The following is an 11057-nucleotide window of genomic DNA, read 5'->3' as shown; positions in this document are numbered from 1 at the left end:
ACCGTCGCGTTACTTCGTCACGTCGGATTGCGTATCGACCGTTGCGCCGAAATCGTTGATCGAACTGAATTCAATTTTGGTATTCGCCGGCAGTGCGTTTCCTGACAAATTCTTGACAGCGAGGCGCTTCGACGACTTGGGCTCGATCATTTCGGTCACGACTGGGTACGTGCTCCCGCCGGCCTTGAGACTCGCGTGGCCGAGCGATACGAAGTACGGCGTGTCATTGACGACTTCCAGTGCCGGCTTGCCGTGGCTTTCACTCCAACGCCACTTCAGCTGCCCCGGGGCATCTTCGGGCTTGCCGGATAGATCGGCAGGCCGGTAAAAGAGCTTGATCCGCTGCCGAACCGCGATTTGCAGGGAGTTGTCGCCCTTGGATTTTTGCGGGATCTCCTGCACGCTGAGCCAGAACACCGATTCACGATCGGCGGCCAACCCTTCACCCGCATAGAAGATCCGGAGGATTTGCTGCTTGTCACCGCCGAGGCGGCTCAGCGACGGCGTGATCGCAAAGGGCAGGTCGCCTTTGTTGCCGTCCGGCAATTCAAGCCACGACTGGATCATCACGTCGTCTTTCGACTGATTCTTGACGATGACCGACGTCTCCTTGCTTTGCGCCGGATAAACGATGCGCGTGCCGGACAACGAAACGCCGGCATGCGACGGAATGGACACGAACAACATCGAGCCGGCCGCGACCAGCCCGGCAATGAGCTTTTTCTTCATGACGGAATTGAATCTGGAGGCGGCGGCGACACGGCACGACGTGCCATGCCACCGCTCGATTGGGGGATTTACTCGTACGACAGCGTGAACGGCAGCGTGCCGTTGGCCGTACCGGCGTCGATCTTCTCGCCGTTCGCGACGTAACCGGCACGCATGTTCAGTGCGGCGGTGTAAACCGGCGCTTCGTCCGTACCGCCCTTGACCAGCGGCGCGTTGACCGTTTCGTTCGCCGCCAGGTTCACCAGCTTGTTGTTGCTGTCGTACACACCGATACCGACACCCGTTGCCGTGCCCGAGATCTTCAGCAGATTGTTGTTCTTGCCGTCGATGCCCGAGCCCGACTGCGGATCGAACTTCATTTTGACGAGCGTCAGGTCGGTCGCCGTGTTGCCGCAGTCGAGATTCAGGTTGATCGACGTGCCGCCGATGGAATCCGCGGCGACCGTGCCGAGGTTGACCGCGATGTCCTGGCTACCCTTGCCGCCCGTCACGTTCGTGCCCGAGCCGCCGGTGATCGAGCACGATGCCGCGGTGATGTTGCCCGTGAAGTTGATGGTGCCGTCGGCCGCCATGGCCGAACCAGCTGCGAACATACCTGCGACTGCTGCGAATGCGAGAATCTTCTTGTTGAGAGCCACGATTTTCTCCAAATGAAACGTGATTGATTAACTCCTTACAGAGCGGGATCAATGATGCCAATCAATAAGAAATCCGTATCTAGTCCGCGACCGATATAAACCCCCAAATATCTAGTACGAGTACGAAATTAATGTTTTTGGCCGCCCGCGCAACGGAATGTAAAATAGTTCTAAAGATTCAAGACGCTTGCCGAACGCCTATGCACCGAGAGTCACGAGCGTGAGTCGAGCGCAGGGGGATTCGCCGAAGACGCGCGATAGGGTGCGAATAAACGTTCCGGCACGGTACGACGCCGCTTTCCGGCTCCGAAATAGCACCGAAAATCAGCGTGGCCGCCGATTTCGGCCGCGCGCCACGTCGGCCACCAATGAACAAGCGGGATCAACTGAAGATACGAAAACAGGCCGACGTCATAAAACCGCCAGTCTTCTTTCAAGAGGAATATAACGACCGGTGCCCGAACAGGGTCTTGCAACGCTGTCCTGATCGAAATACAAGTCTGTAGAACACATCCTCGTATTGAACCTCGCACGGTCGCCAAGCCGACGTTTTTCAGGTGCCGGCCAATCTCGACAGTGCGGCCTCGACGACGCCCCTCGCTTCCGGCCAGTCGAGCAAGAGCGCGTTCACGCCGCCTTCGGCGAGCCGGCGCTCGCCGCGCGCACACGCATCACCTGCCTCAACCATGCCCGCCAGCGCGAAACCGCCGCGCATCGAATGGAGTTCGCGCCCGAGGCAATCGACATCGCCGCGCGCCAGCGCATCTTCGACCACTGCCAAGGAGTGCCGCGTCGCGCTACGCAGCTTGTCGCGTATTTCGTCCGTCATCGCCGGTGGCTGGAGGACTTCGGAATCGGCGGAATACGTGTTCACGGAATTGCCACGCATCCCGTGCCGCCGCAAGACCGCCTCGAGCGCATCGATCGACAGCGGCTTGAGCACCACCTCGACCGCGCCCACCTCCGTGCACCTCCGGCGGTCTTCGTCGGTCGCATGCGCGGTCATCGCGATCACCGGCACCTTCGCACCCTGTTCGCGCAAGAAGTTTGCGAGCGCGAACCCGTCGAGCTCCGGCATGCCGAGATCGGTCAGCACGACGTCGAACGGATGTGAAAAATACGCACGCATCGCCTCGATGCCGTTTGCGACGATCGTCGCGTCGTAGTGCAGCGCATCGAGTTGATCTCGCAGCAACGCGCGGCTCGCCGGATGATCTTCCGCCACGAGTACACGCAACGGCGCTTCGTCCTCGTGCGGCCAGGCCGGCGCGACCGGCACCTCGGCATCCGGTTCCTCGAACGCCAGCCGCCAGTCGGCAGGCGCGGCGGGCAGCGGCAACATGGCCGTGATCGCCGTGCCTTCGCCCGCCCGGCTGTCGACTGCCAGATCGCCGTGCATCAGCCGGGCAATCCGGCGGCACAGCGGCAATCCGAGCCCGGTACCGCCGAAGCGGCGATAGATCGACGCATCCGTCTGGATGTAGACGTCGAATAGAGACGGCAAGCGGTCGGCAGGAATGCCCATGCCCGTGTCCCGCACCGCGATCTCGAGCCGCTGCGCGGTTCCCGCCGCCGGCGCCAGCCGCGCGCCGATGCTGACGCTACCACGTTCCGTAAACTTGATTGCATTGCTGACGAGATTCGATACGAGCTGGCGCAGCCGGGTCGGATCGCCGATATAGCCGTCGGCCAGCTCCGGCGCGATCCGGCAGTCGAGCGCCAGGTGCTTCGCCTCCGCGAGCGGACGGAAGATCGCCGCGACGTCGTGCAACACCGCGCGCAGATCGAACGGCATGGCCTCCAGCACCATCTGGTTAGATTCGGCCTTCGACAGGTCGAGCACGTCGTTGATCACGCGCAGCAGCGCATCCGATGACGACATCACCGTCTGCAGGCGCCGCCGCTCGTCCGCCGGCAACGCCGCGCGCGCCATCAATTCGAGATTGCCGACGATTGCATTCAGCGGCGTACGAATCTCGTGGCTCATTGTCGCGAGGAAGGTCGACTTCGCCTTGTTCGCGTCGTCCGCAGCTTCCCGCGCCTCGCGCAGCTTGTCCTCGGCCTGCTTGCGCGCGGTGATGTCGGTGAGCGTGCAGAGCAGCACGTCGACGCCGCGATAGCGCGTACGGACGATATGCGCGGCGAGATAGGTCGTCCGGCCGTGGGCGAGGTCGACCGGCAACTCGTGCACGACGACGCGCGGCGCCCGCCCGCCCGCGATACTGGCGTGGTAAGCCTGCCAGATGCGCTTGCCGAGCGACGGCGCCGTTCCGGCGTCACCATAGGCCTCGGCGGCGTCATTGCGCACCATCGTGTCACCATTGGCCAGCGACAGCAGCATGAGTCCGGCTGGCGCCGTGCGGATCAGCGTGCGGTTGAGGGCCTCGCTCTCGATCAGGCGAATCGCACGGCGGTTGGCGGGGCGCAACGCACGCCGATCGAACGTAACGATCGAGATCCATAGCAGTGCAATGGTCAGCAGTGCGGTGGCGACCGTCAGGCCGGCCGGTATCGCGACGGCGCCCATGACGCTGCGCCACGAGAAGGTCGCCATCAGCACCAGATCGGAATTCGGCAAGCGGTCGCTGATGACGAAACGGGTGCCGACGCGATGCACGAACACCCGCTCGCGTTGCGGATCGTTCGCATGGTCGAGCGCGCGGGGAATCATGTCGCTGCTGCGCTGCGCGCCAGCCAGAAGTTGTGCGCGCGTATCGATCAGTGCATAGTCCTCGTCGCCTGAAAGCGGCGCGAGGATGCTATCGACCTGGGAACGCACGGCGACGACGCTCCAGGCAAACGGCTGCCCGTCGGTGTCATACAGCCGGCGGACGAAGCGCATGATCGGATGCCCGAGCAGCGGATCGAAACGCCGCTCGATCAGGACCGCGTCGTTGTGCGGGATGGCTGCATCGGACGGTATCAGCTGCCGTGCCAGCTCCTTCACCTGGAACCCATCCGGCAACGCGGCCGCCTGCGTGGCGGCCCCGACCCCGCCCACGGCCACGAAATTCCCGTCGATACCGATCAGGTAAATGTTGAACCCCGGGAGAACCGGGGTCACCTTGGGCGCCACTTCCAACTGCGGCATGATCAGGCCGAGATAGCGCGAATACCGGCTCTCCCGATCATCCTGCGTGATGTCGGCCAGTCCGATCAGCGCGATCTGGCCCGATCGGCGCCAGATTATCCTGCCGCGGCCCTCAGTGAATTCTCGCAAAACGTCTCGCGATGCCTGCTTGTCGAACCTCCAGAGGTTCATCGCGTTGTTCGCCTGTTGCCCCGACAGCAGGTACGTCGCCTGCAGCTCGGCAGATAGCCGCGCCTCACGCCGCAGAAACGCCCCTGAAGCCTGCGTGAAGTAATCGAGCACTTCGAGCCGCACGACGAGCGCCGCGCACACGAGGATAAACGCCGTAATCGCCGCGCCGCTGCCGTACAGCAATGCGTGCTGCTGGCGCCGCACGCGCCCCGGGTCGAATGGCTTGCGGCCCGCCGCGGCGGCATGCGCAAGCAGCGTTTTCAGTTTCGTGGGCATGCTTGTTCTTGGAGTCTCTCCCCGGCGCGCGCCGCGATCGCCCGACTAGGCATCGGTCCCGGGCAATTCGGGCAACTGCCCCTCGCTTGCATAGCGGATCAGGTCGGCATCGCGGACGATGCCGAGTTTCTTCATCGCGCTCGACTTCTGCGAACTGATCGTCTGCTTGCTGCGATGAAGCTGGACCGCGATCTCGCCGACCGTCAGGCCGGCCCCGTACAGCCGCACGACTTCGATCTCGCGGGCGGTCAGCGTGCGGATACCCGCGGACGGCTGGCACTCCTCCAGCAGCTTCTTGACGAACGGAGACAGATAGTTCGCTCCGACGAACGCCGCATGCACCGCGCCGACCAGATGCGAAATCGCGTCGGACTTGCTCAGGATGCACCCGACGCCCTGCTTCTGGATCGCAAGCAGCACGCTCGGGTTGTCGATCATCGTGATCGTCACGAGGCGCAGCGCCGGGTAGCGACGCTGGAGAAACGACAGCAGCGACAGGCCGTCGCCGTACTTGCCGCCGGGCATCACGTAATCGACCACGAGCACGTCGCTCTGCTGCTCGTCGAGCATCGCCACGAGGTCGGTCGAATTCGAGACGGCGCCGAGCAGCTTGATCGTGCTGGCGCCCTCGAGCGCCTGAGACATCCCGAGTGCAGACGAAGGATGATCGTCCGCCACCATGACCCGCACAAAAAATTCATCCATCTCCATTCTTCTCCCGAAACACGTGGCCCTACGTGCCATGTTGTGCGACGCGCCATGATTCGAATCGGTCTTGCAACACGGTCGCGTTGCAACGTTCGGCGAACCGGGCGGTGCGCAGCGTAATTTTAAGATAATAGACGGGTTCCGCATCGCGGCGGTGCGATGCGGCATGGCGGCCTGCGCCCGCACCCGATCCGATGCAGTCGCAGCCTCGCCGGGCACGGCGTTGCAGCACGAACCTGCATGGATCCGACGCCCACACGCGTTCGATCGGCGGCGCCCCCACGCCGTCGATCCATCGCGTTCCGCACGGCGGCCGGAGCCGCCCGCTAGCGTTTGACCGCGGAGGTGTCGGATTCGCCCGATCCGTCATCCGCGGCGTGCTGCCATTCGGTGATGATCCGCCGCTTCTGCGATGGCGACATCATCATGAATTCGTTCAGCTGCATGAGAAAATCCCGTCTGGATTTCTCCGGCAGCGTCGCAAATCCGAGCAGCAGCCTGAACACCTTTCCCATATAGCGCACGGCCTTACCCTTCCTTCTTCAGTCGAAATCACGCGGCACCGAAGCGATGCGGCGTGCCTGCCTTCCCCGTTCCGACGCAGCCGGTGTACAGCGCGCCGACGTTGTTTCTCTTTTTATCGTCCCGGCCAGTGCGCCGCGGCGGCGGCCGTGACCGCCGCCCCCGGCCGCTCGTCCGCCGCACCGGCGGGAGATGCGATTCCGCGCCGCCGCGCGATGCGTACCAGGCCGCGGCGCAGATCGGCCAGCGTCACCGGCTTGGTCAGCACGCATTCGACGTTCGACGCCGCGTAACGCCGGGCGTCGTCGGGCGCGAGATGCGACGCGACGACGATCATGTCGCACGCCAGCGCACGGGTGTGGACAGCTTCCGCCAGCTCGAGCGCCGACATGTCGTGCAGGTCGGCACCGAGCAGCAGCACGTCCCACGCGCCGCCAGCGAGCGTATCGAGCGCCGCGCGGCCGGACGACACGCACCGGACCACGCAGCCGAGCACATCGAGTTGTTCGCGGAAAATCGATCCGTTGACTGACGCGTCGTCGGCAATCAGCACGCGTGGCACACGTGCGCTGATTGCCGGCAGCGCCGGCCGAACGGCATCGGCCGCGCGGCCCCGCCCGCGCAGCAATTCGGCCGGGGCGACGCGGGCCTGCTCGATCGCCAAGCGCAGCCCGTTCAGCGAATAGCTCGACACGCGGATCGTACGGCCCGCGACGTCCGGCCGTAGCGGGCCGTCCGGCGTGGCGAGCACGACCGGCGTACCGCCGCCGATGCTGTCGAGCTCCTCGCGCCGCCATTGGTCTGAATCGCCGAAGAGCACGATCGCGTGAGCACGCGCGAGGCACCCGGCGGCAATCCCGATCGGACTCGGATGCATCGCGACATCGAAACCCCATGCACGCAGATGCGGAAACGCGAACGCGCGCCATGCGTCCTCCGGCGACACGACGATCAGCGCCCGGCCGGCGCCCGCCCCTGCGCCGACGGGACATTTCGGTGCAATGCCCATGTGCAGCGGCAGGCGAACGGTGAACAGGCTGCCGATCCCCGGCGCACTGTCGACCGTGATCGTCCCGCCCATCGCCGCGGCCAGCCGATCGCACAATGCGAGCCCGAGCCCCGTACCGCCGTACCGCCGCGTGATCGACGCGTCGACCTGCGAAAACGGCTTGAACAGCCTGGCCTGTTGCGTACGATCGATCCCGATGCCCGTGTCCTCGATGCCGATCGCGAGCTCGGGCGCACCGCGCGGGCTTCGCGCCACCGCCACGCGCGCGACGATGCGCCCTTCGCTCGTGAACTTGATTGCGTTGCTCAACAGGTTGCCGACCACCTGCGCGAGCCGCGTCGGGTCGCCGCGCATGCGCTGTGCGCCGCTCGCGTCGATATCGGCGAACAGCGGCAACCCTTTCGCCTTCGCAACCGGCGCGAATGCCGCAAGCTCGCGCTCGATCACCGCAATCACGTCGAACTCGATCGACTCGACCGACATCGCACCGGCTTCGATCTTCGAGAAATCGAGGATGTCGCTGACGATCGCGAGCAGCCCTTCGGCCGACACGCGCAGCGTCTGCACGCGGCTCTGCTGTGACGCATCGAGCGCCGTGCGTTCCAGCAGTTCGAGATTGCCGAGGATCACGTTCAGCGGCGTGCGGATCTCGTGACTCGTCGCGGCAAGAAACGACGACTTGGCCGCATTCGCGGAATCGGCCGCGCGCACCGCTTCCTCGAGTTGATGCACGAGACGGCGCTGCGCGCTCGTGTCGGCGAACGCCGCGATCAGCACGTCCTCGCCCTGGTAACGCGCACTGTGCGCAATGACCTCGAGATGGAGCGGCGCATCGCCGTGTGCATCGAGCACGAGCTCGGTCATCATCGTCCGGCCGGCTCCGCCGTTCGCGACGAACGCGTCGTACTTCTCCAGCACCTGCGCGGAAAGCGCGTGATGATCGCCGCCGTGCGGCAGCAACATCTGCGTCAGCGCGTCGCTCGCAAGCATCACGCGCCGGTCGGACAACGACACGAGAACGATGCCGACGGGCGCCATCGCGATCACGCTGCGGCACAACGCCTCGCTGTCGAACACGCGCGCCGAGCGCGCGTAGACCGGCACGAGCACGCGCCGGTGGAACCGGACGAGCAGCAGCCACATCACGGCGATCGCGAAAAGCGTCGTCGCCGCGAGCGCACCGGCCTGCACGCCGATGCCGGCTGCCACGTCGGCCCACGACAGCGCATAGGCGATCGTCCAGCCCGTGGCCGCGAGCCTGCTGCGGAACACAATCGCGCCGTCGCGAAAGAGCGGCTCGCCGGACGCTTGGTCGCCCAGTGCGACGTCAAGACTCAACAGGCGCTCGGTCAACGCGTGCGTGCGCTCGACACCGGGATCGATCGCAATGAGCCGATTGTCCGCGGACATGATGAAGAACGCGCCGGCCGGCGTGCGCTCGGGCAGCCATGACAGCAGGTAGTCGGGCGCGTATTCGGTGACCAGTACCGCGAACGGCTGGCCATCGGATCGCGCCTCGGCGGCCAGCCGGATGCGCACCTGCCCCGTGACCGGATTGAGATAGGGCGGCAGCCAGCGGACGTTCGGCCGCCCATCGTTCGGAGCGGGCGGCCGAACGTCGAAATCCACGTGCAGCGCATCGAACACCTTCGCGCGCGCATCGGCCGACGCGAGCGCCGGATTGTCGCGCGACAGGTGCGGCACCAGCCCGAACATCCCGGTTCGCGTGCTGTAGTGGTAGCCCTCGAGCGTGCGCCCGCGATTGATCGAGCTCGCCGCGCAGATGCGCGACAGCAGGAACGACAGTGCAAGGTAACGCGCGACCTCGTCACGTTGCGCGGTTGCGCCCGGCACGCCGACCACGAGCGATGGAAACGGGGTGATCGCAAGCTGCTGACCGTTATCGAAGAACGCCTTTGTGACGTCCGCCGGCGCCGCGCCGAGCTCGCGCCAGATCAATTGCGTATTCGTGACGCCGTTGCGGAACGACGTCTCGGCCACCTGCACCTGGTCGGCGGTTTCCTCGACACCGTTCAGGAAATTGCGCCGCTCGCCGTCCAGATAACCGTAAACGATCGAAGTGATCCCGAGCCCGCAGGCGATCAGGATCAGGATCGTGACGACGATGCCGCCCCCGAACATCGAGATGCTCTGGTAGCGGCGAATGGATTGAAGCGTGCTGTATGGCATGGCTCGGCGTGACGGCGCCCGAGGGTACGGACATGCGGCAGATTCCCTGCCGGACCGGGCATCACGATGGGTACATTTGGGGTAGCGATGTCCCGATCATGCCAAACGACACTGCGAAAATCAGTCGTGCATTATCCTTTTAGTACACGTCCGATTTGATTGACCGATGATTTTGAACTTGAACGAAAGTTCATCGCGAAATCGCGTAGGGGAACTTATCCGATCGGACAAGTTGCGTCGTCGCTCCGCGGCTGGCGGCCGCGCAAATGAAATACCGCCGGCAAGCCGGCGGCAAAAGGCGCACCCACGGTAGACGCAGCGCGCCTGAGGCACTCGATACGACGCGTTCGGCACGAAACCCCGTCCCGCCGCGCCGGAAACGCCCGCTCAGTTCTGCGTGAGCGGATTCAGCGTCGTGCACAGGAAGCCCGTGCAGTTCTTCGGCGTGAAATAGTACGACGCCATCACCGGCGAGGACACGCCGAGCGCGATATCGCTCAGATACGCGGCGCCCTGTGCGCCGAACGTGTTCGCCTGCTGGACGAAGCTCGCGCCGGTCGACTGGATCGTGGCCGACTGGTACGTGAAGGTCGGCGACTGCGTCTGGTCCTTCACGTAGACCCACGAGATCGTCGAGCCGAACACCATTCCGCCCTTCGCGCGATAGCCCTTCGCGCCTTCGCTGTTGGCCTGCGCGATGAAATCGCTGACGTTCGTCGTCGGCGCCAGCGCATCGTATGTATAGGTCGCGCTCGATGCGTTGTTCTTCATGTACACGTTCGCCTGCACTGCACCCACCGCCATCGGGCCGAGGAACCAGTAGCCCGACTGGCCCTGGCCGTTCGCCTGCGTGAGGAACGCGTTGGCATCGGCCGGCAGGCCGGTCGTCGTGTACGTGTAGGTGGCCGACGAGCCGCCATCCTTGCGATAGAGATCGCCGTACGTGAGCGGCCCTTCGTAGCGGTAGCCGCTCGCCCCTTGCGCGTTGGCCGCGTTGACGAAGGACGCCATGTCGGCCGGCGCCGTCTGCAGCTGGTACGTGTAGGTCTGCGCAGTGCCGTCGTTCACGAAAATCGATTGCGTCCCGCCGTTGCCCGCGTTGTAGAAGTAGTCGCCCAGATAGCGGTAGCCCTTCGCGCCTTCGTTGTTGACCAGCGTCAGGAAGCTCGCCTTGTCGGCCGCGACAGGCTGCGCTTCGTAGCGCCACGTCAGCGTGCTGCCGCCCGAGCCGCCCGAACCGCCATTGCCGCCGCTTCCCGCACCGCCCGAACCCGATCCGCCCGTGCCGCCGCTGCCGCCGTTGTTGCTCGTGCCCGATCCGCCGGACGACGCGGGCGAGGAATTGTCGTCGCCGCCGCCGCAAGCGGTCAGCGCGAGGCAGGTCAATGCGATCAGTGCAACGGCTTTCATCGGAATCACCTTCTGAATGAACAGCACGAACGAAGCCAGTACGCGCGAATCGCGTCGCGCGCACCGACCATCACGAATCAGGAATCAGCGATCAGCCGGCAGCACACCACCGGCCCGGGAACATCAGTTGACCTGCAGCTGGCCACCGCGGCCCAGCCCGCCCTTCACGTCCTGCGCCTTGTAGCTGCGCAGTGCGACGACCATCTTGTTGTACGCGTCGATGAACGCCACGACCGTCGCCTTGCCTTCCGGCGTCGACGAGAAGCCCGCGAGCGCACCGCCCACGCCGCCGCCGAAGCCGCCCAGCGCCGCC

7 protein-coding genes and 1 pseudogene are annotated in these 11057 nt (G+C 64.9%); all 8 read right to left on the bottom strand.

Going from position 1 to position 11057, the window contains the following annotated elements:
• Nucleotides 1-9: 9 nt before the first annotated feature.
• The gene (locus tag U5798_RS34260; protein WP_124456669.1) at nt 10-729 is read right to left on the bottom strand and encodes a molecular chaperone; all 720 of its coding nucleotides are present in this window, start codon (nt 727-729) and stop codon (nt 10-12) included.
• A 68-nt stretch (nt 730-797) separates the two neighbouring features.
• Nucleotides 798-1367, bottom strand: a complete 570-nt coding sequence (locus U5798_RS34255) for a fimbrial protein (RefSeq protein ID WP_322084611.1) — start codon at nt 1365-1367, stop codon at nt 798-800.
• Between the two features lie 553 nt (nt 1368-1920).
• The gene (locus tag U5798_RS34250; RefSeq protein ID WP_322084610.1) at nt 1921-4905 is read right to left on the bottom strand and encodes an ATP-binding protein; all 2985 of its coding nucleotides are present in this window, start codon (nt 4903-4905) and stop codon (nt 1921-1923) included.
• A gap of 45 nt (nt 4906-4950) precedes the next feature.
• Entirely contained in the window at nt 4951-5610 is a 660-nt protein-coding gene (locus tag U5798_RS34245; RefSeq protein WP_124456671.1) for a response regulator, read from the bottom strand.
• A gap of 329 nt (nt 5611-5939) precedes the next feature.
• A complete protein-coding gene (locus U5798_RS34240) occupies nt 5940-6128 on the bottom strand; it encodes a hypothetical protein (protein ID WP_124456678.1) in 189 nt (62 codons plus the stop codon).
• A gap of 122 nt (nt 6129-6250) precedes the next feature.
• Nucleotides 6251-9334 carry an ATP-binding protein gene (locus U5798_RS34235; RefSeq protein WP_322084609.1) on the bottom strand — a complete coding sequence of 1028 codons (3084 nt, stop codon included), beginning with the start codon at nt 9332-9334 and terminating at the stop codon, nt 6251-6253.
• A 387-nt stretch (nt 9335-9721) separates the two neighbouring features.
• Nucleotides 9722-10744: a hypothetical protein gene (locus U5798_RS34230; protein WP_322084608.1), complete on the bottom strand. Its 1023-nt coding sequence runs from the start codon at nt 10742-10744 to the stop codon at nt 9722-9724.
• A gap of 123 nt (nt 10745-10867) precedes the next feature.
• Nucleotides 10868-11057 (bottom strand): annotated as a pseudogene (locus U5798_RS34225) (hypothetical protein); the annotation flags it as partial.

It is taken from the genome of Burkholderia sp. BCC1972, from assembly GCF_905339605.1.
Taxonomy (GTDB): domain Bacteria; phylum Pseudomonadota; class Gammaproteobacteria; order Burkholderiales; family Burkholderiaceae; genus Burkholderia.
The sequence above is the reverse complement of the archived record's forward strand: the minus strand, read 5'-3'. Positions and strand labels throughout refer to the sequence as shown.

Coding starts and splice junctions, on each gene's coding strand:
- U5798_RS34260 (WP_124456669.1), bottom strand. CDS start 729: ATGAAGAAAAAGCTCATTGCCGGGCTGGTCGCGGCCGGCTCGATGTTG.
- U5798_RS34250 (WP_322084610.1), bottom strand. CDS start 4,905: ATGCCCACGAAACTGAAAACGCTGCTTGCGCATGCCGCCGCGGCGGGC.
- U5798_RS34245 (WP_124456671.1), bottom strand. CDS start 5,610: ATGGATGAATTTTTTGTGCGGGTCATGGTGGCGGACGATCATCCTTCG.
- U5798_RS34240 (WP_124456678.1), bottom strand. CDS start 6,128: ATGGGAAAGGTGTTCAGGCTGCTGCTCGGATTTGCGACGCTGCCGGAG.
- U5798_RS34235 (WP_322084609.1), bottom strand. CDS start 9,334: ATGCCATACAGCACGCTTCAATCCATTCGCCGCTACCAGAGCATCTCG.
- U5798_RS34230 (WP_322084608.1), bottom strand. CDS start 10,744: ATGAAAGCCGTTGCACTGATCGCATTGACCTGCCTCGCGCTGACCGCT.